The following is a 21807-nucleotide window of genomic DNA, read 5'->3' as shown; positions in this document are numbered from 1 at the left end:
TGGTAAAAACTCAGTTGGCTGACATAAATCCTGGAGAAGAACTGGATATTGGAAAATGCCCTCAAAGGCTCAATAATAATAAAAAAACGCAAGGTTAAAAATTGCCTTGCGTTTTAAATTTATATTAACAAGCAAATTAGTTTCCTATTCATTCCAAAATATTGTCACTAAATAATTTCATAAATTTATATTTAAATAGCTGGAAATGAAACTTTTTTAATTCCCTAAGTATTAACTCCCTAATTTATTGGAGATTCGCAAGCCGTATTCGATTACTTTTTCGATTAAGCAGTTTTGTCTTTCTTCTGTGATATTGAAATTAACATATCCGATGCTTATGGCTCCCAGGAGTTCATTGGCGTGATCGAAAATAGGCGCAGCGACAGAAGAGGTTCCAGGCGTTTGTTCGCCATGACTCTCCCCATAACCCTGCCTTTTCACTTTGCTTAATAGTTTAATAAACGAATCTCTATCCTCAGACGGGACTAAGGAATTAACGACTTTAACAGTCTCTGAGTTTGGCATATTAGCTAACAGCACTTTGTTGGCTGCCCCAATATTCAATGGGATTCGGATCCCCAGCTGATCATTAATTCGAATAGGATTGTTGAGACAATCAATTCTTTCAACCACTAGTGATTCTAATCCAATTGGCTTGCTAAAATACACACTCTCCTCCACCTCATGCATTAATTTTTCCATCTCTGGGCGAATCAGTCCAACAAAATCAAAGGTGTCATACATTTTAAGTCCATATTCTAACCAGGTGTTGCCCATAGAATATAGTTTCAAATCTGGATCCTGCTGAATAAGCCCGTGCTGCTTCATGGATTGCAGGAGCCGATGAAGTGTACTGACAGGCAAGTCGCATTCCTTTGATAAATCTGTAATGGAAATCCACATTCTTGTATCATTTTTAGACAAAACCTTGATTACCTGCATGGCACGATCGATTGTCTGCATCTTTTATCCTTCCATTCCTTTTAATTTGCATAAGTGTATTGAAATAAATTATTCAGTAAATTCGAAATATATTGACACGGGGAATCTATCACTATAATATCATATTATAAGTTTTCCTGTCAGAGGAAACCTATTCCGATATGTGGAAAAAGGAGGTTAAGCCAATTGGTGACTTCGATGTACAAAAAGCTAAACACTGTCATTGTAAAGCATCCAAAAGAAGCCTTTATCAGCCAGGAGCATTTAAGAAGTGAGTGGAAAAAGTTTAACTATATCAGTGAACCGGATTATATGAAAGCCCAGAAGGAATACGAACAATTTCTATCCATAATCAAGAAGCATGTCGGCCATATTAAATTTCTGCCGGTTTCAGAAAAGGTGGGGCTGGATTCGCTTTATGCCCATGATCCCGTTAAATTTACAAAAAAAGGCGCAATGATTTTAAAATCAGGGAAAAAATTACGTCAGCCTGAAGCAGAAATTTATAAAGAATTTTTACAGGAAAAAAATATCCCCATTCTGGGAGAATTAACTGGTGATGCTATAGCTGACGGGGGAGATCTTGTTTGGCTGGATGACCGCACTTTATTAATTGGACGCGGTTATCGAACAAACGATGAGGCGATTCGCCAAATTAAAGAAATGACAAAGGATATAGTTGATGAATGTATAGTTGTCCAGCTCCCGCACGATCAAGGAGAAGAGGAGTGTCTGCACCTTATGTCATTTATAAGCATCGTGGATGTAAATCTTGCAGTGGTATATTCACGGCTTATGCCGGTATTTCTAAGACAGATGCTTCTGGAACGCGGCTTCCAGCTTGTTGAAGTACCGGACGATGAATACCGGCGGCTCGGCTGTAATGTACTGGCTGTTGCACCGCGCATTTGTGTCATTGTTTCCGGAAATCCTCAAACCAAACAGGGACTATTGGATGCAGGAGCGACTGTCTATGAATATGAAGGTAATGAAATTTCATATTTAGGCACTGGCGGGCCAACATGCCTCACATGTCCTGTGGAACGTGTTTAACCAAAGCTTACAAATCAGAGAAATGATGGAGGAATAATACATGTTAAGAGAATCAGCATCAAAATCAGCACAAGCTGCAAAAATGTTTCATAACACAATTGTAAAAAGACCCGGCTCAACTTTTATCAATGGATTAACAACATCTGACCTTGGAACACCTATTTTAGAAAAAGCATTAGAGCAGCATGATGCCTATATTGAAGCACTTAAAGCATGCGGTACAGAAGTAACTGTGCTTCCAAGCAATGATCAATTTCCGGATTCTACCTTTGTAGAAGATACAGCTGTTTTAACTGCAGAGTTCGCAGTTATTTCCAACCCTGGTGCGGAAAAAAGAAATGGCGAAATTCACGAAATAGAGCCGGCAGTCAAATCCTTCTTTGATAAGATCTACTATATTAAAGCGCCTGGAACACTTGACGGAGGCGATGTTTTACAAATCGAAGATCATTTTTACATCGGAATCTCTGCCCGGACGAACCAGGAAGGAGCCGAGCAGCTTAAACAAATATTAGAATCCCAAGACTATAATGCTACCATCGTTCCATTACAGAAATTCTTCCACCTGAAAACTGGAATAGCTTATTTAGGCAACCAAACGATTGTCGCTGCAGGAGAATTTGTCAACCACCCGGATTTCAATACCTATCAAAAAATTGTTGTTCCTCCTGAAGAGGAATATGCAGCAAATTGCATTCGCGTCAATGACTATATCATCGTCCCGTCCGGCTACCCGCAAACAAAGCAAAAAATAAATGAGGCGGGATTCCAGACGATAGAACTTGATACATCTGAGTTCCGTAAACTTGATGGCGGTTTAAGCTGTTTGTCACTGCGTTTTTAAAAAATAGTTAAAAAAGAGTCATTTTATTTCGCATAGAAGGAGCGTTTAGTTATGACACAGCTAAGGTGGGGAACCCCAGATGCATTGCGCAGGTTATTGTGTGAAGTAGTAAGCTGGAAAAGCATGACACTTACGGAGGGAGAGCGTGAATTTTCTTTTAAGGTGACAGCGAAGCTCAAGGAGTTGACCTATTTTCGGGAGAATCCGGATCACTTGGGGCTCCATGATGCCGATTTAGGCCGTCGGTTTGTAACCGCTTTATATAAACACCCTGATGCCACGGAAACGATCGTGTTAATCAGCCATTTTGATACAGTAAATACCGAAGAATATGGCGATCTTCAGGAGTACGCGCATCTCCCGGAGGAATTGACGAAATTGCTTCATTCCAGGGCAGATGAGCTTCCGGAAGAAGCCAGGCAGGATCTTCTCTCGGGAGAGTTCTTATTTGGCAGGGGCACGATGGATATGAAAATGGGGCTTGTCATGCATATGGGATTATTAGAAAAAGCTACTGTTGAACGCTGGCCTATTAATCTAATTTTGCTGACGGTTCCTGACGAAGAAGTGAATTCATCCGGAATGCGGGCAGCTGTTCAGAAACTTTTAGAATTGAAGGAAAAACATCAGCTCACCTATAAGCTTTTCTTGAATGGGGAACCGGTATTTACGCAGGAACCGGGTGACAGAAACTATTATGTGTATTCAGGCTCTATTGGTAAAATCATGCCGGCCGCACTCTTTTATGGAAAAGAAACGCATGTGGGGGAACCGCTCAGCGGTATAACAGCGCCTTATATTGCCTCGTTTTTAACACAAAGAATGGAGTGGAATACAGCGCTGCAGGAATCAGAGAAGGGAGAGCAGACTCCGCTTCCGGTGACACTGCAGCAAAAGGATCTTCGCCTGGAGTATTCCGCGCAAACACCTTATCGTTCAGCGGCTTTGTACAATGTATTTTTAATGAAACGGAATGCCGGTGAAATCTTGGATATATTCGAAAAGGTAGCGCTAAAAGCAGCTCATATCTGCAATGAAGCCTATAAAGAAATCTGCAGTGAACAGAATGTATCTCCCGTAGGTGAGGTGCGTGTGCTGCGCTATGAAGAACTGGAAAAGCATGCTATTCGAAAATTTGGTGCAGCTTTTGTTGCGGGCATCAAAGACTACGTACAGAAAAAAGCGGAATGGGATGACCGGGAGAAATCTATCCGAATTGCTGATGCGTTAATCATTAAGTGTCAGGAGCTGACACCCGCAATCGTTCTGCTTTATGCACCGCCTTATTATCCGGCAGTCAATTCCTCTGAGGATGAGCTGGTCACAGAATGCATCGAATACGTAAAACAACAAGGCTTTGAAAAGTTTGGACTGCCTGTTAACCAAGTACACTATTTTAATGGGATTAGCGATTTGAGCTACGTCAATTATCAGGATGCTGGTGACGGCTGGATCGTATTTAAAGAAAACACGCCGGTTTGGGGCAGCAGCTACAGTATTCCATTCGATGAAATGACAAAGCTCCAGGCACCGGTACTAAACGTAGGCCCATTCGGAAAAGACGCTCACAAACGAACCGAACGACTTCACATCAAAAGCGCGTTCGAAGAAGTACCTGCCCTTGTAGAAGGGATGGTCAAAATGCTGGCAAAAAAGCATCTAATGGTGTCAGGCGCAACTAGTTGACAAAATGGCGATTTTGTCCATTCAGGTGGACAATTCGCGCAAGCTTAATGTGTCTGATGCCAATCTAATAAAGGGATGTGATCTAGATGGTAGAGCAAGAGGGTCAGAAGAATCAATTAAACCGGTCGATGAAGCGCCGTCATTTGTTTATGCTTTCGTTGGGTGGAGTAATCGGGACCGGATTGTTTTTAAACGCCGGCTACACGATCAATCAAGCGGGGGCAGGAGGGGCTTTAATCGGGTATTTATTCGGTGGGGTCATTTTGTATCTTGTCATGGTTTGCCTGGGGGAGCTTGCTGTGTACATGCCAGTTACGGGATCGTTCCAGACCTATGCCAGTAAATTCATTAGTCCTTCGGCTGGTTTCTCATTAGGCTGGATGTATTTCATTGGATCAGCAACCACAGCTGGAGTAGAATTTACGGCTGCCGGAATTTTGATGAAACGCTGGTTTCCGGATATCTCCGTATGGGTATGGTGTGCAATATTCATCCTTCTTTTATTCGCACTCAATGCCTTAACAACAAGGGGCTTTGCTGAGGCGGAATATTGGTTTTCAGGCATTAAAGTTGTAGCTGTGATCTTCTTTATTATTATAGGCTTCAGTGCCATCCTGGGCATCATACCACTGGCGGACAGGCCGGCGCCATATATGGAACATTTAGCTCCTAAAGGCCTTTTCCCTGCTGGAATCGCCATCGTGTTTGTAACGATGATGAATGTTATCTTTTCCTATCAGGGATCTGAATTAATCGGGATTGCGGCCGGAGAGAGCGAGGAGCCTCAAAAGAATATTCCTCGTGCGATTCGAAATGTCATATTTAGAATCATCATTTTTTATATTGCTTCTATTATTATATTATCCGCCATTTTCCCAACAAAAGAGCTCGGAATATTAGAAAGCCCGTTTGTAACCTTAATGGACCTGGCTGGAATTCCATTTGCCCCTGATATCATGAATTTTGTTATCTTAACAGCTATTTTATCTGTAGGAAACTCTTGTATTTATGCTTCGACCCGCTTACTTTGGGCGATGGCTCATGATGGAATGGCACCAAGAGTTTTTGGAAAACTCTCAAAACGGAAGGTGCCGTTCACTGCTCTAGTATTCACCATGATATTTTCACTTTTATCATTACTCACAAGCGTGTTTGCTGCTGAAACCGTGTTTGTATTATTAATGTCCATTGCTGGTATTTCTGTCACCATCTCATGGATGGGAATCGCGCTCTCTCAATTCATGTTCCGGCGTAAATATATAAAAGCAGGCGGAAAGGTAGAGGATCTAAAATACAAAGTCCCATTCTACCCAATCATCCCTCTGATATGTATTATATTCTGTGTCTCTATTCTAGTATTCCTGGCCTTTGATCCAACTCAGCTGGCAGGACTGCTTATCGGAATAGGATTCCTGCTTGTCAGCTATATATTCTATTACTTCAAAAATCGAAAGACAGATAAAGTTCGTTCCAATAATGAGATTGGTGCGTGAAGGCAATCTTAGACATTTGTAAGTTTCTATGTATCTAAATGAATTAACCGGATGACCATGATGGCTGTCCGGTTTATTAGAATTATAGAGGGATATTGTAGTTTTCATAATTACCTATTCAAATAAACACTTACTTTCAAACGTGTTGATTTCATAGCACTCATCTGATAATGAGAATTTGCTGTAAAAAGTAAATACCACATGTTCATTTGGCTAAAAAACATGTGGTATAACTTATTCCCATTAAATGCTTGAAATTAATTTGTCAAAAAGATAACAGAAATAACAATTAACCAGAAAATTATTATTGAGAAAACTTGTTGTTAAATACTTGAACAGCTGCCTCTGCAACCTGGATATCATGGGGAACGGTACTGCCGCTGACTCCCACGGCGCCTGCCACTTTTCCATCATTGACCAGAGGGATTCCTCCGCCAAAAACGACAAGGCGTCCAGGCTTTATTTTGGGCAATTTCGATGCTGGCTAACCAGGCATCATCCATTCGGTGAACAGCAATTAGATTTCCACCCTCATCCACTACGGAGATAACCATGGAAACCCCAATTCTTTTTGCTTATTCTTCAGCACCTGCAATAATTTGCTTAGCTAAATCTAATGTGATTTTGCTCTTCTTAATGAACCTCCTAATCTTTTATGGTTAGATTACCGGTATCATATTTTTTCAAGCGTTTTGTTCACATACAGAATACTTTTTGCCTCAAAATTTGCTCACTCAAATTTTTTAGTGAATGCTTCTGACAGACTTTATTTATTAAATATCCCGTGAGGGTCAATAACAAATTTCTTGGAAGCACCCTGATCAAATTCGGTATATGCTGCTGGTGCCTGGTCTAATGAAATCAACGTTGCATTTACAGCTTTGGCGATTTGTGCTTTTTCGTTTAGAATAGCCATCATTAAGTCACGGTGATAGTTCATAACGGGTGTTTGACCAGTCACAAAGGTATGTGCTTTTGCCCAGCCGAGCCCCAAACGGACCTTCAATGTTCCGCTTTTCGCATCATTATCGATCGCACCCGGATCACCAGTAACATATAGACCTGGTATACCCAGCCGTCCTCCGGCACGTGTTACTTCCATTATCGAGTTTAATACAGCTGCTGGAGCTTCACCTGCTCCAGCACCATGTCCGTGGGCTTCAAAGCCTACACAGTCAATTGCGCAATCCACTTCTGGAAATCCTAAAATTTGTTCAATTTGTTCCCCCAGATTTGGATGTTCTTTTAGGTTAACCGTTTCACAGCCGAAACTTCTGGCTTGGGCAAGTCGCTCGCTATTCAAGTCACCAACGATAACGACAGAGGCACCAAGAAGTTGAGCAGAATGGGCAGCAGCCAAGCCGACTGGTCCAGCTCCAGCAACATATACTGTAGAACCGGGCTTCACGCCAGCGCTTACCGCACCATGATAACCAGTTGGAAAGATATCGGAAAGCATCGTTAAGTCAAGAATTTTCTCCATGGCTTGTTCTTTATCTGGAAATTTCAGTAATTGGAAGTCTGCATAGGGTACCATTACATACTCGGATTGGCCTCCAACCCATCCGCCCATATCTACATAACCATAAGCGGATCCGGGACGATCCGGGTTAACGTTCTCACAAATATGCGTGTTGCGTTCTTTACAACTGCGGCAGCGGCCACAAGCAATATTAAATGGAACGGATACAAGATCTCCTTTTTTGATAAATTCAACATCGCGTCCAACCTCAATGACTTCACCCGTGATTTCATGGCCGAGAACGAGTCCCTCAGGAGCAGTCGTCCGGCCGCGAACCATATGCTGATCGCTTCCGCAAATATTGGTCGTAATGACTTTTAGAATTACCCCATGTTCACACTTACGGCCGACATTTAAAGGATTTACTCCGGGTCCGTCTCTTAGAATCAAATCCGGATAGCTAATATCTTCCACGGCTACCCGTCCTGCACCCCTGTAGATTACTGCTCTGTTTCCTGCCATTCTTGCATCCTCCATTCTATTTAAATAGTGAGTTGGTTATCGTATAGATAGAGTGTTTTTTAGGATGCTCCACCCTAATTTTATAAAAAACCAAAATCTCAATTTTCTCTATCTTGAATATATTCTAAAAAATAATCCTTTTTTATGGAAGAACGCACTTTTTTGTGAGAAGGTTACTAAAAGGATACTTTTAGACTGCAGGGAAGTGGAGGGGATATTATGGATGACTTGCGGAGCGAAGTGAGGAAGAAAATTGAAAATAGAGAATTTAATTGTGAAAAAGAATTGACATTATCCCTTATTAGCGGCAAGTGGAAAATAACGATTATATACTATTTAGGAACTGAAGGGACTTTACGATTCAGTGAAATTAAGCGTCTGTTTCCAAAAATCACCCACAAGGTATTGACAACTCAGATTAGAGAATTAGAGGAAGATGGGATAGTTCATCGGAAAGTTTTCCCGGAAGTCCCGCCTAGAGTGGAATATTCATTAACAGAATTAGGGCAAAGCTTAATGCCGGTTATTTTAATGATGTACGATTGGGGGAAAGAAAATATAAAAACATTCATAAAATAGGTTGACAATGTATGGATTTATTTAAGAGATGCTGACTTTGTGACGTCCTATAGAGAGCAGGTATAACGCAGTTTCATATTGTTGAGAGGATAAAAAAGTTATGTTTCACATTTTCAATATAGCTCCAATACTATGCTTTATTTGAAAGAGGGATATTATGATTCCAGGTTCATGGAGAGCGTTAGGATGGATTGGATTAGCTGAATTATGCGCATTAAGCTTGTGGTTTAGTGCTTCTGTTATAGCCCCTGAACTGATTCAAGTATGGAATCTTAGCTCCAGCTCAGAAGCATGGCTGTCTGCTTCTGTCCCAATTGGCTTTGTAATGGGTGCATTAGTTAGTTCATATTTTGGGATAGCAGATCGTTTTAATCCCCGAAAGGTTCTTGCCGTTTCAGCGTTTCTGGGTGCGCTATTGAATGCCTTGCTTTTATTGGCAGATCAGGCTTTTTTCGGTATTCTGCTTAGGATATTAACCGGTGTATCACTCGCTGGTGTATACCCGACAGCTGTTAAAATTTTATCTCAATGGTTTCCGAAAAAACGCGGGCTTGCAGTTGGTATCTTAATAGCCGCCTTAACTCTAGGGTCCTCTTTGCCACATTTTATTGTTATATTCTCTTCTTCTTTAAATTGGCAATTAGTGATTATTTGCAGTTCAATATTGGCTCTCCTGGCAGCTGTAATTGTCAATTGGGTTTTAACAGATGCTCCAGTAACAACGAAAAAATTACCTTTCTCTTTTAAATTAATAAAAAAGGTAGTTTCGAATAAACCAGTAATGCTTGCGAACTACGGTTATTTTGGGCATATGTGGGAATTGTATGCGATGTGGACGTGGATTCCCATCTTTTTGACTGCTAGTTTTACAAGCTATTCTCCAGGGATTCCTCCCTGGTTCATTGCATTGTCCTCTTTTATTATTATCGGAATTGCAGGGGGGATTGGCTGTGTAGCAGGCGGGCTAGTCTCAGATAAAATTGGAAGAGCAAATCTAACGATTATTTCTATGTGTATCAGTGCCATTTGCTGTATCTTGATTGGCTTTACTTTTGGTCAATATATTTGGTTAACTCTACTCCTTTCTATCATTTGGGGAATGTCTGTCATCGCAGATTCTGCCCAGTTTTCTGCCGCAGTTTCAGAAGTTGCAGAAGTTGAGTATGTAGGAACAGCCCTGACTTTTCAAATGTGCATTGGTTTCCTGATCACTATATTTTCTATAAATTTAATCCCAATTATACAGAGGTTAGTTGGCTGGGAGTGGGTCTTTGCCTGTTTAGCGATTGGACCAATTATTGGCATGGTATCTATGGTCCAGTATAAACGGCATGATTTTAATAATGTCAAAGGGACAATCGGTCATTTTAAATAAATTAAACAACATCTATTTGGTCTAACTTTGTGAATTATATCCCAGCAAAAATTAACTCCTGAATAGCAGAAATAAGGTCTTTTTACCAAATCCTATTTCAAAAAGTCAAAGGCATTTACATAGCATTTAAAAAATTAAGAAAAAAATAATATGTCAAAATTGGTCATTATATGTTATATTAGTAAAAAATTAATATATCAATTTGAATAAGTGCTCACTTTGGTGAGGTAAAAGGGAAACCAGTGAAAGTCTGGTACAGCCCCCGCTACTGTAAAAGCTGATGAAATTACAATGCCACTGAGAAATCGGGAAGGTGTAAGAGTAAGAAGAAGCTTAAGTCAGGAAACCTGCTTATTTAAACGACACTTGCTTTTCGGAGGGAGAAGTATAGGCGGGACAATTATGATCAATTGTTTTTGAGTTTCAGTATGCTAATTTTTATACTGTCATTTCATATGCCTGTATTCCTTTGAAAAGGAGTGCAGGCATTTTTTATTTGGCAAGAAGCAATGAATTTTGAGAATTGTCCGGCGCAGGGCGCCTGCTAAGAGCAGCACGGCAGCAGGCAAGGCGCATATGCTTTTCTTAATTGGAGGTTACCTATGAAGAAGGGAAAAATCTTTGTTGTCGGCTTCGGTCCGGGCGATCGTGAGCATATAACCAAACGGGCTGTGGATGCGCTGCAGCAGAGTGATTGCATTATTGGCTACAAAACTTACGTAGATCTGATCATGCCATTCGTTACAGCAAGTTCCATTGTGAGCACGGGGATGACTGAGGAGGTATCCCGTGCGCAGGATGCAGTGAAAAGAGCGGAAGCCGGCCATATTGTTTCCGTGATATCGAGCGGTGACTCGGGTGTATACGGCATGGCTGGCTTAGTGTATGAAGTGCTGATCGAAATGGGCTGGACGGAAGAAGAAGGAATCGAAGTGGAAATTGTTCCGGGCATCTCTGCGATTAATTCATGTGCGAGTTTACTGGGGGCACCTGTCATGCATGACTCCTGCACCATCAGTCTGAGTGATCATTTAACACCCTGGACTGTGATCGAAAAGCGCATTGAAGCAGCCGGGATGGCGGATTTTGTCATCGCATTATATAACCCGAAAAGCGGCAGAAGGACACGGCAGATTGTCGAGGCACAAAGGATCCTATTAAAATATCGTTCTCCTGATACACCAGTGGGTCTTGTGAAAAGTGCTTACCGCGAGAATCAGAATGTCATTCTGACTACACTGGCGGAAATGCTTGGTCACGATATAGGCATGCTGACAACGGTTGTGATCGGGAATTCCTCCACTTTCTTTTATGACAATAAAATCATTACGCCTCGCGGATATCAAAGAAAGTATACGCTCGGTGAAGAGAAGCAAAGCTTAAAGCCGCATCAGCGTTTAAAAAAGGAAGCGGAGCCATGGGCATTAAATCAGGAAACCGGGGAAGCACAGGCCGGCTACGAGCAGATCCAGAGAAGAAAACAAGAAGCCAGCTCAATGGATATGGCTTTAAAGGCTTTATCGATGGCAACGAAATCGGGGATTGACCAAACACATTTGGTGCAGCAGCCAATCGAAGATATTTTTGAATTTGCAGTAACGCCTGGGGTTGCCAATAAATTTATTACACCAGACCAAATGCGCGTATTGGCAGAAGCTGTTGGCGAGAAAGGCACCATGGAATATACACCGGATCACCGATTTTTAATCAAGATTCCAACTGGACGGCCTCAGTCGATTGTGGAAAAACTCGAACAAAGCCAACTGACAGTCATGCCAGTGGGCGATGTTCTAAATGTAAAAGCCTGCGATTTTTGCTACGGGGAGAAAGCAGAATCCATTCCATATGCAGAGAAAATTGCAGCTGAACTGGGGGGCTTAAAGCTTCCAAAGGAACTGCATATTGGTTTTAACGGCTGCGGTATGGCCTGTTATCGGGCCGTATTTGATGATATCGGCATAGTTTACCGCAAGAAGAAGTTTGATCTATTTATCGGGGCAAAGCCGGTTGGCCGTACAGCCCATGCTGCCCAGCCGGTGGCAGAGGGAATTGAGCCCGATCAGCTGGTGCCGTTATTAAAGGAGATTATCGAAGAATACAAAGAAAATGCGCATCCAAATGAACGGCTTTTTAAATATTTTAAGCGTGTGAAAAAAATTCAGTATTTTACCTATCAGGATATGAGCTCCAAGATCGAAGTCGAGCCGGCACCATGCGGGGATTAGGGGGATCTTATGATTTTATTTTTAGCAGGCACAAGTGATGCGAGAGCATTAGCTATTCAATTGAAAAATCAAGGTTATCCCTTATTGGCAACCGTTGTCACAGAATCGGCAGCTGACAGTTTGAAGGCTGAAGGCATTGCTTATAAAGTGGGACGGCTGTCAGAAAATGACATGATTGAATTAATTCAGATGCAAGAGATGACCACTGTGATTGACGCAAGTCACCCTTATGCGGACGAAGCGTCAAAAACGGCAATGGCAGCAGCCAAAGCATGCAGCATTCCTTACATACGTTACGAAAGGCCAAATGAACAGTTCACCTCACCGCTCATAACTGAAGCCGAAAGTTATGAGGAAGCAGCAAAATTGGCTCAATCGCATAAAGGAACGATTATGCTGACAACCGGCAGCAAAACGCTGGAAATCTTCACAAAATATTTAATGCGTGATGATATCCGGCTTGTATGCAGGATGCTTCCAAACATGGGAAATATGGAAAAATGCCAAAAGCTTGGGGTTAAACAAAAGGATATTATTGCGATTCAGGGGCCATTTTCTGAGTCATTAAACAAAGCTCTTTGTGAGCAATATGAAGTGACCCTGATGATTACAAAAGAAAGCGGCAAAGTGGGATCGGTGGATGAAAAAATGACCGCTGCTCTGGAATTGGGGATTCCTGTTATTTTGATTAAGCGGCCGCCGCTCGTATATGAAAACTTCTGCACTTCTTTCGAAGAAGTGATTCAAAGATTGGGAGGGCTTTACACATGGCAAACATGAACTTTAATACAACATTTGTACCGGTAACGGTAGATCCGGATAAAATTTATGATCACAGCTTCGCAATTATTAAAGAGGAGATGGGCGAGCATCCATTTACAGACGAGCAGTGGCTGGTGGTTCGGCGTGTCATCCATGCCTCGGCAGATTTCGAGCTGGGCAGAAGCATGATTTTTACACGGGATGCTATTGATGCAGGTGTTCAATCCATTTTAGCGGGCCGTCATGTCGTGGCAGATGTACAAATGATTGAAAGCGGGTCAGGACGCAAGCGATTCCAAAAGCATGGCGGGGACCTGCATTGTTATATTGCGGATGAAGATGTTGCAAAGGAAGCGAAGGCCCAGGGAACAACACGTGCGATCATTTCCATGCAAAAAGCTGTGAGTCTGCATGAAGGAGGAATCTATGCCATCGGCAATGCGCCAACAGCGCTCCTGGAATTGATTCGTCTAGTGAAAGAAGGGCTCGCGAAACCAGACTTGATTATTGGCATGCCAGTCGGCTTTGTATCAGCGGCAGAGTCCAAAGCCGAGCTGGCCGTGCTTGAAGGGATCCCATTTATTACGAATGCAGGGAGAAAGGGTGGCAGTACAGTGACGGTCGCTGCGCTGAATGCCATTTCGATAATGGCGGATGAACGGGCAAAAGCAGCGAAATAAAAAAGATCCATCCCAAATGCGGCACGGCTACACGACAGGTGCCTGTGCCGCAGCCATGACAAAGGCAGCACTGCAGGCACTAGTGACCGGAGAGGTGCCAAATGAAGTTACGATTTATCTGCCAGTTGGCCAGTATGCCACTTTTAAAGTGACGGCATTTGATCGGTCAGATGGCCGGGTCATGTGCGAAACGATCAAAGACGCAGGGGACGACCCGGACGCCACACATCAGGCACGAATTCAAAGTACAGTGACTTATGCCAAGGAAGAAGGCATCCATTTAGATGGCGGGATCGGTGTAGGACGAGTCACGAAAGCAGGGTTGCCAGTAGCGGTCGGGCAGGCAGCGATTAACCCTGTGCCGCGAAAAATGATCCATGGTGTCGTCCAGGAAGCAATGGATAAATATAAAGTAAATCGGGGCATTGAAGTAGTCATTTCGGTTCCGGACGGTGTAGAAATTGCAGAAAAAACATTGAATGGCCGATTAGGCATTATTGGAGGAATCTCGATTTTAGGTACACGGGGAACGGTGGTGCCATTTTCCAGTTCCGCCTATATGGCAAGTATCGCTCAGGCGATCAATGTCGCAAAAGAAGCAGGATGTGAGCATTTAGTCATTACAACAGGCGGACGCAGTGAAAAATTTGCCATGAAGCAATATCCGCATTTGCCGGAAGAAGCCTTTATCGAGATGGGCGATTTTGTCGGTTTTACTTTAAAGAATATAGCAAGGAAGAAGTTTCCCAAAGTCTCTCTTGTAGGGATGATGGGGAAATTTTCAAAAGTTGCACAGGGAGTTATGATGGTCCACTCGAAAAGTGCACCAGTCAGTTTCGAATTTTTAGCAGGTATGGCCAATAAAGTGGGTGTCAGTGAGGAAATTCAGCAGGACATTTTACAGGCAAATACGGCATCACAGGTTGGTGAAATCCTTCAGGGAAACGAAGCATTCTTTGAATCCCTTTGCCGAAACTGCTGCTATTATGCACTGAATCATATGAACGCAAGCATCAAAGTATCGACAACTCTGTATGCCATGAATGGAAGCTGTCTAGGAAAGGCTGAGAATATTGACAAATTGGATGAAGATGATTGGTATCGGGGATAATGGCGCAGAAGGATTGCTCCCCCCATACATAGACTGGATTCATGAATGTGATGTCCTGGTCGGCGGGGAACGTCATTTGCAATTCTTCCCGGAATTTACTGGAGAGAAAAAAGTAATCAAAGGCGGCTTGTCGGCATTAACGGCTGACCTGCAGCAAGAAACACGCAATACAGTTATTTTGGTATCAGGAGATCCGCTGTTTTACGGGCTTGGCGGTGTTTTGGCGAAAAAGCTTCCATTGGAGATTTATCCTTATACAAGCTCTGTTCAGCTCGCTTTTTCGAAAATGCAGGAAAGCTGGCAGGATGCGTATATTGTCAGCCTGCATGGCCGTTCTATTAAAGGCTTTGCCCAAAGAATCGACGGGCGGAAAAAGATTGCTATTTTAACAGACGAAAAAAATTCTCCGCAGGCCATTTCAACGTATTTAAAGAAGTTCGGCATGACGGAGTATGATGCCTTTGTTGCTGAAAACCTGCAGGGGGAAGATGAGCGCTGCCGCTTTTTCACTTTGGATGAAATGGAGCAATCGTCATTTTATCCATTAAATGTGGTGATTTTAAAGCAGCGTGTGGCAGTAGAGCGTGCCTCACTGGGAATTCCGGATGATAGGTTCGTACAGAGAAAGCCGGATAAAGGCTTGATTACGAAAAAGGAGATCAGGACTCTTTGTATTCAGGAGCTGAAGCTAAAGGAAAACAGCATCGTCTGGGATATTGGAACCTGTACAGGCTCCGTTGCGATTGAGGCAGCGAAAATAGCCCGGGAAGGGGCCGTGTATGCGATTGAAAAGAATGAGGGCGACCTGGAGAATTGCCTGGAAAATCAATTAAAACATCGGACAGATTTCACGGCCGTCCTTGGAAAGGCGCCTGAGAGGCTGGATGAATTTCCTGATCCGAATGCGATTTTTATTGGCGGAAATGGCGGGAATATGGAGCTTTTATTGCAATCATGCCTTTCAAGGCTGCAGCCGAATGGCCGGCTCGTGATGAATATTGCCACAATCGAAAATCTCGCAGAAGCGATGAAGCATTTGAAAAATATGGGCTGTGAAGTATCCGTATTGCAGGCACAGATTTCAAAAAGCAAGCCAATCCTGCATTTAACACGCTTCGAACCGTTAAATCCCATTTTTATTGTGACTGCAAAGAAAGGAAAGAACTAAATGACAATCGGAACTTTATATGGATTAGGAGTCGGGCCGGGAGATCCGGAATTAATCACGGTAAAAGCATTCCGCAAATTGCAGGAAAGCCCGGTCATTGCTTATCCCAAAAAATTAAGAGGCAGTAAATCCTACGCCCATCGCATTGTAGACATGTATATAAATCCCGAAGAAAAAGAAATGCTTGGTTTGGTTTTTCCAATGACAAAAGACGAAGAGACATTAAGGGCTGAGTGGACAAAATCCGCAAAAGCTATTTATGGCTTTCTGTCTCAGGGAAAAGATGTGGCATTCGTGACGGAAGGGGATCCGATGCTGTTCAGCACATTTATCCATTTAATGAAGCTGATGCAGACAATGCATCCTGAAGTTCCGATTGAAACGGTAGCTGGCATCTCGTCCTTTAATGGTTCTGTTAATCGCTTGGGAATTGCCCTGGCTGATGGCGATGACCATGTCGCGATGATTCCGGCAACAGGGAATATGGAGGAAATGCGGCGGGTGATTGAAACTCATGATGCGATTGTTTTCATAAAAGTAGCGAAAGTATTGGACGATATGCTGAATCTATTGGAAGAAATGGATTTACTGGACAAAACACATGTTGTAACAAAGGTTACATCTGACGAAGAGGTCATATGGAATGTCCATGAGCTCCGAGGAGCTGAGTTAAATTACTTGTCATGTATGGTGGTGCGCAAATGAAAAAAATTTGGATTATCGGAGCGGGACCTGGAGATCCCGATTTAATTACGGTAAAAGGCTTAAAGCTATTAAATAAGGCTGATGTTGTCATGTATACCGACTCTCTTGTCAGCGAGACATTAGTGGCGGAAGCCAAGGAGTCGGCAGAGATTATCCGCACTGCCGGGATGCATCTTGAAGAAATGGTGGATTGCATTGCTGAACGAGTCAATGCTGGTAAAACGGTTGTACGTCTGCATACAGGCGACCCGGCCATGTACGGGGCAACGATGGAGCAAGTGGCGCTATTGAAACAGCACGATATCAGCTGTGAAGTAGTACCAGGCGTCAGTTCTGTTTTTGCCTCCGCAGCGGCAGTAGGGGCAGAGCTGACCATTCCGGATTTAACGCAAACTCTTATATTAACAAGGGCAGAAGGGCGGACACCAGTGCCGGAGCGTGAAAAATTACAGGCATTGGCCAGCCATCACTGTACAATCGCAATGTTTCTAAGTGCGACCCTAACAAAGAAAATCACAAAGGAACTGCAGGCAGCCGGATGGGCAGACAATACACCAGTTGCAGTTGTGCAGCGTGCTTCGTGGCCGGATCAGAAAATTGTCCGCACCACACTGTCTGAGCTGGACGAAGCGATGCGTGTCAACGGCATCCGCAAGCATGCGATGATTCTGGCAGGCTGGGCATTGGACCCGCATATCCATGAAAAAGAATACCGATCGAAGCTATATGACAAAACATTCACACATGGCTTCCGCAAAGGTGTGACGGCGAATGATTAGTTTGCGCGAAGGTGAAATTCCGGTAATCGAAAAGCGCAAACCCTATGCACTTGTTGCCATTACAAAGCATGGGGTTGCGCATGCAAGAAGCTATACGGAAAAATTCCCGTATGCAGACCTTTATTATATGAAAAAATTTGAACAGGGCGATGAAGAAATACGGCAAATTCAGTTATTTGATGGCACGGTCCGCCTATTATTGCCCGCATTATTCCAGCAGTATAAAGGGATTATCTGCATCATTTCCCTTGGTGCTGTCGTCCGCATGATTGCCCCGCTTCTGACCGATAAAAAGAAGGACCCTGCCGTGCTGGTGGTTGATGATAAAGGCCAGTATGTCATCAGCGTTTTATCCGGCCATATTGGCGGTGCCAATGCATTAACACATGAATTTGCCCATGCGATTGAGGCGGCGCCCGTTGTGACCACCGCATCAGATGTTCAAAAAACAATTCCCGTCGATTTATTTGGAGCCCAATTTGGGTGGGGGTGGGATAGCGAAGAAAAATTAACACCTGTCAGTGCATCGGTTGTCAATGAAGAACATGTGGCGATCGTGCAGGAAGCCGGGGAAAAGAACTGGTGGACGTATGATCGGGAATTGCCGGAAAATCTAAAGATATATCCATCAATAGAGGAAGCCATCAAGGCAAAGCCGCAAGCCGCACTGCTTATTACAGATCGCCTTATGGAACCGCATGAAGAGGTGCTGCTTGAAAACGGGGTCCTGTACCGTCCAAAATCAATTGTTCTCGGTATAGGCTGCAATCGCGGAACATCAATGGCTGAGATTGAACAAGTCATTGATGAAACATTGGCAGAAATGAAGTTGAGCAAGAAAAGTGTGAAAGCCGTTGCGTCTATTAATCTAAAGAAAAACGAGGCTGGCCTGCTTGAATTAACATCTAAATATAACTGGCCGTTTGTTACATACACACCTGAAGAGCTGAATGAGACTCCGATGCAGAATCCGTCGGACACCGTCTTCAAATATACAGGCGCGTATGGGGTCAGTGAACCGGCGTCCATGAGGTATGCGAATGCGAAGGAATTGCTGCTGGAGAAAAAGAAAAGCGGCAATGTGACCATCAGCATTGCACGCGTCCACTTTGAGGAGGGAAGAGGATGAATCGATTTGTTCTGGCAGGAACAGGAAGCGGTGTCGGAAAAACAACGTTCACCATCGGTATTATGCGTGCGCTGATGAAGCGCGGGTTAAACGTACAGGGTTTTAAATGCGGTCCTGATTACATTGACCCGGCGTATCATTCAGCTGTCACGAAACGCCCTTCCCGGAATATTGATAGTTTCATGATGGACCATGATACCGTCCGCGCCATTGTCGCAAGAGCGAGCAATGATGCAGATGCAGCGATTATAGAAGGGGTGATGGGATTCTATGATGGCAAATCCCCATTATCAAATGAAGGGTCTGCAGCCCATATTAGCGAGATTACAAGCAGCCCCGTCATTTTAATTGTCAATGCCGCAAGTATGGCAAGAAGTGCGGCGGCGATTGTAAAAGGTTTTCAAATGCTTGATGAAAACTCCCATATCGTCGGTGTCATTGCCAATCAATTAGGAAGCAGAAGCCATTTTGACATTGTCAAAACAGCGATTGAACAAGAATGCGGAATTCCTGTCATTGGCTATCTCCCGAAAGGAGCTGTAGCCAAGATGCCAAGCCGTCATTTGGGGCTGGTGCCGGCCATAGAACGCGGTGATTTAGATTCCTATTTTGACAGTCTGGCAGAAGCGATTGAAGAAACAGTCGATATTGATCAGCTTCTGGAACTAACGAAAGCCCAAGTCCTGGCGGTTTCCTCTTCGATTTTTGATGCACAGCCGGAAAGACAGGAAGTACATATTGCGGTTGCCAGAGATGCGGCCTTTAATTTTTACTATGAAGAAAACTTAGAATTGCTCCGTGCCCATGGTGCCACATTGGATTTCTTCTCTCCATTGCAAAATGAAGAGGTTCCCGAAAAAGCGCAAGGGCTCTATATAGGCGGCGGTTTTCCTGAAGAGTTTGCTGAAACTTTGGCAAAAAATGAAGCAGCGAAGCTTTCCATCAAGGCCGCGCTGGAGCGGGGACTTCCAACATTGGCAGAATGCGGCGGTTTTATGTATTTAACAGAAGAAATTGCGGATCGAAAAGGACAGGCATTCCCGATGATCGGTGTGATTCCGGGCCGGGTGAGGATGCAGGATAAATTGGCTGCACTCGGATATCGGGAAATTACAGGTGTTCCGGGCAACTTCCTGATGAATGAAGGAGAGCAGGCAAAAGGGCATGAATTCCATTACTCATCATATGAAGGAGAGCTTTCATCACCGGCTTACTTTAGCAAAGGCCGCTTCCGCTCTCAGCGGGAAGGCTATTTAACTGATAATCTTGTAGCCGGCTATACACACTTTCATTTTGCATCGAATCCCCAGCTTGTGAAAAATTGGCTGGCAGCTTGTTTGGAGGCAGAACATGAATTATTTCCCGTTATTAATGAATCTTGACTATAAAAAGGTGGTCATTGTCGGTGGTGGACATGTGGCACGCCAGAAGGCAGAAGCACTCCTGCCAACGAAAGCGCAAGTTACTGTGATCAGCCCGGTGGTTACTGAAAAATTAGAGCAGTATATCCATGAAGGACTTGTGACATGGAAAGAAAAATCGTTCGAACCGGCTGATTTAGATGACGCGGCCCTGATCTTTGCCGTAACAAACGACGAAGAAGTAAACAATGCAGTGGAAGAAGCAGCACAGCATTGGCAGCTGCTCAGCCGTGCAGATGCAAAGGGCCGTATTGATTTCATTAATCCCGCAGTTGTCCGACGCGGTGAATTCGTTTTGACCGTATCAACATCTGGCGCAAGCCCCGGTCTGACCCGCAAAGTGAAGTCAGAATTAGCAGAGGAATATGGAGAGCATTATGCGCAGTATGTATCTTTTTTAAAGGAAGCCCGTCAGCGAATCTTAGTGAAGTTTACGGGGGATGAAAAAAAGCAGCTTTTGGCAGAGCTTTTGGATCCTCAAGTTTTGGAGTGGGTGGAGCAAGGCGATATGCAAAAATGTGAAGCCTTGCTGCTTAAGCGTTTAGGAGAAGAGCAATGAGCGGATTTGTCTATATTGTTGGAGCTGGACCAGGTGACCCTAAACTGCTGACGATTCGCGGATTGGAGTGCATTCAGGAGGCTGATGTGATTTTATATGACCGTCTGGTGAATGCGGAAATTTTAACACATGCAAAAGAAGATACAGAGCTGATTTACTGCGGGAAAGAGCCGGGAAGGCATGGATTGATTCAGGAAGAAATTCATCGGGTGCTGGTGGATCAGGCAAACCTGGGGAGGCAGGTGCTGCGCTTAAAGGGCGGTGACCCTTTTGTATTTGGACGCGGTGCTGAAGAAGCGGCCATTTTGCGGGAAGCGGGTATTCCCTTTGAAATTGTTCCTGGTATAACCGCCGGGATTGCTGCGCCTGCATATGCAGGGATTCCTGTGACACACCGTGATCATGCGGCAAGTTTTGCCATTGTGACAGGCCATGGCCGCGCTGAAAAGGAGCAGGACTTTTTAAAGTGGTCTGCGCTTGCTAAAATTGATACGGTCGCCTTTTATATGAGCATTGGCAATATTGCTCACATTACGAAAAGCTTAATTGCCAATGGCAAAAGCCGAACAACCCCTGCCGCTGTGATTGAATGGGGCACAACTGCCAATCAGCGGACGATTACAGGGACACTTGAAACGATTGCAGAGGATATCCAGATTCATGGCATCTCGAATCCATCGATGATATTGGTTGGAGATGTGGTTGGAGTACGGAATCAAATTGCCTGGTTTAGAGAAAAGGAGCATGAATTATGTTAGAAGCCTTGAAAAAACGTCGTGCGATTCGAAACTTTGAATCGCGCGAAGTAGAACGAGACAAAATCGAGACATTATTAGCAGCAGCCACATATGCACCAAATGACCGTATGCGTGAACCATGGCATTTCTATGTATTACAGGGAGAAAGCTTAAAACGCTACGAGCAGGTGGCACTTGATTACTTGCAAAAGCGCTTTCCCGCGAAGCCGAATTTAGTGGAGAGTTCCATGAAAGCCATCACGAACACGCCCTTGATCATAGTCGTGACATCCGCCATTGTTGAAGGAGATGAAGGAGCGACAAAAGATAATGTCTTTGCTGTAAGCAGTGCCATCATGTCGATGTGGCTGATGGCCGAACAGCTGGGGTTAGGCATGGTATGGCGTACAAGAGGCGTTGGTTTGGTGCATGATACCGCACTGCATGATTTTATCGGTGCATCTGACGAGGAGCAATTAGTGGGGACGCTATGCATCGGCTATCCGGCAGAAGAAATTGCCTCCGAGAAAAAGCGTACACCATTTGCTGAAAAGACAACCTGGCTTTAAGGAGGA

The 21807-nt window shown here is 43.9% G+C and carries 20 protein-coding genes, 1 pseudogene and 1 riboswitch; of the genes and pseudogenes, 18 read left to right on the top strand and 3 right to left on the bottom strand.

Features of this window, described 5'->3' with window-relative positions; genetic code table 11:
• Window positions 1-231: 231 nt before the first annotated feature.
• Complete coding sequence (locus A361_RS15195; protein ID WP_009334088.1) at window positions 232-963, bottom strand: IclR family transcriptional regulator; 732 nt, start codon at window positions 961-963, stop codon at window positions 232-234.
• Window positions 964-1140: 177 nt separating this feature from the next.
• Between A361_RS15195 and A361_RS15190 the strand changes: the two genes are divergently transcribed.
• The 4 genes from A361_RS15190 (at window position 1141) to A361_RS15175 (ending at window position 6018) form a co-directional block, all read left to right on the top strand.
• Window positions 1141-1995, top strand: a complete 855-nt coding sequence (locus tag A361_RS15190) for a dimethylarginine dimethylaminohydrolase family protein (protein ID WP_033196637.1) — start codon at window positions 1141-1143, stop codon at window positions 1993-1995.
• A gap of 40 nt (window positions 1996-2035) precedes the next feature.
• Window positions 2036-2839, top strand: coding sequence for a dimethylarginine dimethylaminohydrolase family protein (locus tag A361_RS15185; RefSeq protein WP_019383371.1), 804 nt, complete (start codon window positions 2036-2038; stop codon window positions 2837-2839).
• Between the two features lie 51 nt (window positions 2840-2890).
• A complete protein-coding gene (locus tag A361_RS15180) occupies window positions 2891-4525 on the top strand; it encodes a M20 family metallopeptidase (RefSeq protein ID WP_019383372.1) in 1635 nt (544 codons plus the stop codon).
• A gap of 86 nt (window positions 4526-4611) precedes the next feature.
• The gene (locus A361_RS15175; RefSeq protein ID WP_019383373.1) at window positions 4612-6018 is read left to right on the top strand and encodes an amino acid permease; all 1407 of its coding nucleotides are present in this window, start codon (window positions 4612-4614) and stop codon (window positions 6016-6018) included.
• A gap of 304 nt (window positions 6019-6322) precedes the next feature.
• Here the strand turns inward: A361_RS15175 and A361_RS15170 are convergent.
• Window positions 6323-6572, bottom strand: a pseudogene (locus tag A361_RS15170) (GlcG/HbpS family heme-binding protein).
• 212 nt (window positions 6573-6784) lie between these two features.
• The gene (gene fdhA, locus A361_RS15165) at window positions 6785-8002 is read right to left on the bottom strand and encodes a formaldehyde dehydrogenase, glutathione-independent (protein ID WP_019383375.1); all 1218 of its coding nucleotides are present in this window, start codon (window positions 8000-8002) and stop codon (window positions 6785-6787) included.
• A 219-nt stretch (window positions 8003-8221) separates the two neighbouring features.
• On the opposite strand from fdhA, the gene A361_RS15160 reads away from it, so the two are divergent.
• The 14 genes from A361_RS15160 (at window position 8222) to A361_RS15095 (ending at window position 21801) form a co-directional block, all read left to right on the top strand.
• Window positions 8222-8581 (top strand): winged helix-turn-helix transcriptional regulator, encoded by a 360-nt coding sequence (locus tag A361_RS15160; protein WP_019383376.1) that lies wholly within the window; start codon window positions 8222-8224, stop codon window positions 8579-8581.
• Window positions 8582-8738: 157 nt separating this feature from the next.
• The gene (locus A361_RS15155; RefSeq protein WP_009334104.1) at window positions 8739-9956 is read left to right on the top strand and encodes an MFS transporter; all 1218 of its coding nucleotides are present in this window, start codon (window positions 8739-8741) and stop codon (window positions 9954-9956) included.
• 191 nt (window positions 9957-10147) lie between these two features.
• Window positions 10148-10326: riboswitch (cobalamin riboswitch) on the top strand.
• Between the two features lie 232 nt (window positions 10327-10558).
• The gene (cobJ, locus tag A361_RS15150) at window positions 10559-12181 is read left to right on the top strand and encodes a precorrin-3B C(17)-methyltransferase (RefSeq protein ID WP_019383377.1); all 1623 of its coding nucleotides are present in this window, start codon (window positions 10559-10561) and stop codon (window positions 12179-12181) included.
• A 9-nt stretch (window positions 12182-12190) separates the two neighbouring features.
• Window positions 12191-12961 (top strand): precorrin-6A reductase, encoded by a 771-nt coding sequence (gene cobK / locus A361_RS15145; RefSeq protein ID WP_019383378.1) that lies wholly within the window; start codon window positions 12191-12193, stop codon window positions 12959-12961.
• Window positions 12958-13623, top strand: a complete 666-nt coding sequence (locus tag A361_RS15140) for a precorrin-8X methylmutase (RefSeq protein ID WP_175502202.1) — start codon at window positions 12958-12960, stop codon at window positions 13621-13623. The genes cobK and A361_RS15140 overlap by 4 nt, the downstream gene beginning before the upstream one ends.
• On the top strand, window positions 13598-14734 hold the full coding sequence (locus tag A361_RS15135; protein ID WP_019383379.1) for a cobalt-precorrin-5B (C(1))-methyltransferase: 1137 nt from the start codon (window positions 13598-13600) through the stop codon (window positions 14732-14734). Before A361_RS15140 ends, A361_RS15135 begins: the two co-directional genes overlap by 26 nt.
• Window positions 14709-15902, top strand: a complete 1194-nt coding sequence (locus A361_RS15130; protein ID WP_026041843.1) for a bifunctional cobalt-precorrin-7 (C(5))-methyltransferase/cobalt-precorrin-6B (C(15))-methyltransferase — start codon at window positions 14709-14711, stop codon at window positions 15900-15902. The genes A361_RS15135 and A361_RS15130 overlap by 26 nt, the downstream gene beginning before the upstream one ends.
• Window positions 15903-16607: a precorrin-2 C(20)-methyltransferase gene (cobI, locus tag A361_RS15125; RefSeq protein ID WP_009334115.1), complete on the top strand. Its 705-nt coding sequence runs from the start codon at window positions 15903-15905 to the stop codon at window positions 16605-16607.
• Window positions 16604-17386 carry a precorrin-4 C(11)-methyltransferase gene (cobM, locus tag A361_RS15120; protein WP_019383381.1) on the top strand — a complete coding sequence of 261 codons (783 nt, stop codon included), beginning with the start codon at window positions 16604-16606 and terminating at the stop codon, window positions 17384-17386. The genes cobI and cobM overlap by 4 nt, the downstream gene beginning before the upstream one ends.
• Window positions 17379-18515: a cobalt-precorrin 5A hydrolase gene (locus tag A361_RS15115; RefSeq protein ID WP_019383382.1), complete on the top strand. Its 1137-nt coding sequence runs from the start codon at window positions 17379-17381 to the stop codon at window positions 18513-18515. Before cobM ends, A361_RS15115 begins: the two co-directional genes overlap by 8 nt.
• Window positions 18512-19897 carry a cobyrinate a,c-diamide synthase gene (locus tag A361_RS15110; protein WP_019383383.1) on the top strand — a complete coding sequence of 462 codons (1386 nt, stop codon included), beginning with the start codon at window positions 18512-18514 and terminating at the stop codon, window positions 19895-19897. The genes A361_RS15115 and A361_RS15110 overlap by 4 nt, the downstream gene beginning before the upstream one ends.
• A complete protein-coding gene (locus tag A361_RS15105; RefSeq protein ID WP_009334119.1) occupies window positions 19866-20495 on the top strand; it encodes a precorrin-2 dehydrogenase/sirohydrochlorin ferrochelatase family protein in 630 nt (209 codons plus the stop codon). The genes A361_RS15110 and A361_RS15105 overlap by 32 nt, the downstream gene beginning before the upstream one ends.
• On the top strand, window positions 20492-21253 hold the full coding sequence (gene cobA, locus A361_RS15100; protein WP_019383384.1) for a uroporphyrinogen-III C-methyltransferase: 762 nt from the start codon (window positions 20492-20494) through the stop codon (window positions 21251-21253). The genes A361_RS15105 and cobA overlap by 4 nt, the downstream gene beginning before the upstream one ends.
• Window positions 21247-21801, top strand: coding sequence for a nitroreductase family protein (locus A361_RS15095; RefSeq protein WP_009334121.1), 555 nt, complete (start codon window positions 21247-21249; stop codon window positions 21799-21801). Before cobA ends, A361_RS15095 begins: the two co-directional genes overlap by 7 nt.
• Window positions 21802-21807 lie beyond the last annotated feature (6 nt).

The sequence above is a fragment of the Cytobacillus oceanisediminis 2691 genome, assembly GCF_000294775.2.
Lineage (GTDB): Bacteria > Bacillota > Bacilli > Bacillales > Cytobacillaceae > Cytobacillus > Cytobacillus pseudoceanisediminis.
This window is presented reverse-complemented; position numbering and strand designations above follow the sequence as displayed.

Bases quoted from the DNA above. Each gene is read 5' to 3' on its own strand.
- A361_RS15195 (WP_009334088.1), bottom strand. From the start codon at position 963: ATGCAGACAATCGATCGTGCCATGCAGGTAATCAAGGTTTTGTCTAAA.
- A361_RS15190 (WP_033196637.1), top strand. From the start codon at position 1,141: ATGTACAAAAAGCTAAACACTGTCATTGTAAAGCATCCAAAAGAAGCC.
- A361_RS15185 (WP_019383371.1), top strand. From the start codon at position 2,036: ATGTTAAGAGAATCAGCATCAAAATCAGCACAAGCTGCAAAAATGTTT.
- A361_RS15180 (WP_019383372.1), top strand. From the start codon at position 2,891: ATGACACAGCTAAGGTGGGGAACCCCAGATGCATTGCGCAGGTTATTG.
- A361_RS15175 (WP_019383373.1), top strand. From the start codon at position 4,612: ATGGTAGAGCAAGAGGGTCAGAAGAATCAATTAAACCGGTCGATGAAG.
- fdhA (WP_019383375.1), bottom strand. From the start codon at position 8,002: ATGGCAGGAAACAGAGCAGTAATCTACAGGGGTGCAGGACGGGTAGCC.
- A361_RS15160 (WP_019383376.1), top strand. From the start codon at position 8,222: ATGGATGACTTGCGGAGCGAAGTGAGGAAGAAAATTGAAAATAGAGAA.
- A361_RS15155 (WP_009334104.1), top strand. From the start codon at position 8,739: ATGATTCCAGGTTCATGGAGAGCGTTAGGATGGATTGGATTAGCTGAA.
- cobJ (WP_019383377.1), top strand. From the start codon at position 10,559: ATGAAGAAGGGAAAAATCTTTGTTGTCGGCTTCGGTCCGGGCGATCGT.
- cobK (WP_019383378.1), top strand. From the start codon at position 12,191: ATGATTTTATTTTTAGCAGGCACAAGTGATGCGAGAGCATTAGCTATT.
- A361_RS15140 (WP_175502202.1), top strand. From the start codon at position 12,958: ATGAACTTTAATACAACATTTGTACCGGTAACGGTAGATCCGGATAAA.
- A361_RS15135 (WP_019383379.1), top strand. From the start codon at position 13,598: ATGAACGGGCAAAAGCAGCGAAATAAAAAAGATCCATCCCAAATGCGG.
- A361_RS15130 (WP_026041843.1), top strand. From the start codon at position 14,709: ATGAAGATGATTGGTATCGGGGATAATGGCGCAGAAGGATTGCTCCCC.
- cobI (WP_009334115.1), top strand. From the start codon at position 15,903: ATGACAATCGGAACTTTATATGGATTAGGAGTCGGGCCGGGAGATCCG.
- cobM (WP_019383381.1), top strand. From the start codon at position 16,604: ATGAAAAAAATTTGGATTATCGGAGCGGGACCTGGAGATCCCGATTTA.
- A361_RS15115 (WP_019383382.1), top strand. From the start codon at position 17,379: ATGATTAGTTTGCGCGAAGGTGAAATTCCGGTAATCGAAAAGCGCAAA.
- A361_RS15110 (WP_019383383.1), top strand. From the start codon at position 18,512: ATGAATCGATTTGTTCTGGCAGGAACAGGAAGCGGTGTCGGAAAAACA.
- A361_RS15105 (WP_009334119.1), top strand. From the start codon at position 19,866: ATGAATTATTTCCCGTTATTAATGAATCTTGACTATAAAAAGGTGGTC.
- cobA (WP_019383384.1), top strand. From the start codon at position 20,492: ATGAGCGGATTTGTCTATATTGTTGGAGCTGGACCAGGTGACCCTAAA.
- A361_RS15095 (WP_009334121.1), top strand. From the start codon at position 21,247: ATGTTAGAAGCCTTGAAAAAACGTCGTGCGATTCGAAACTTTGAATCG.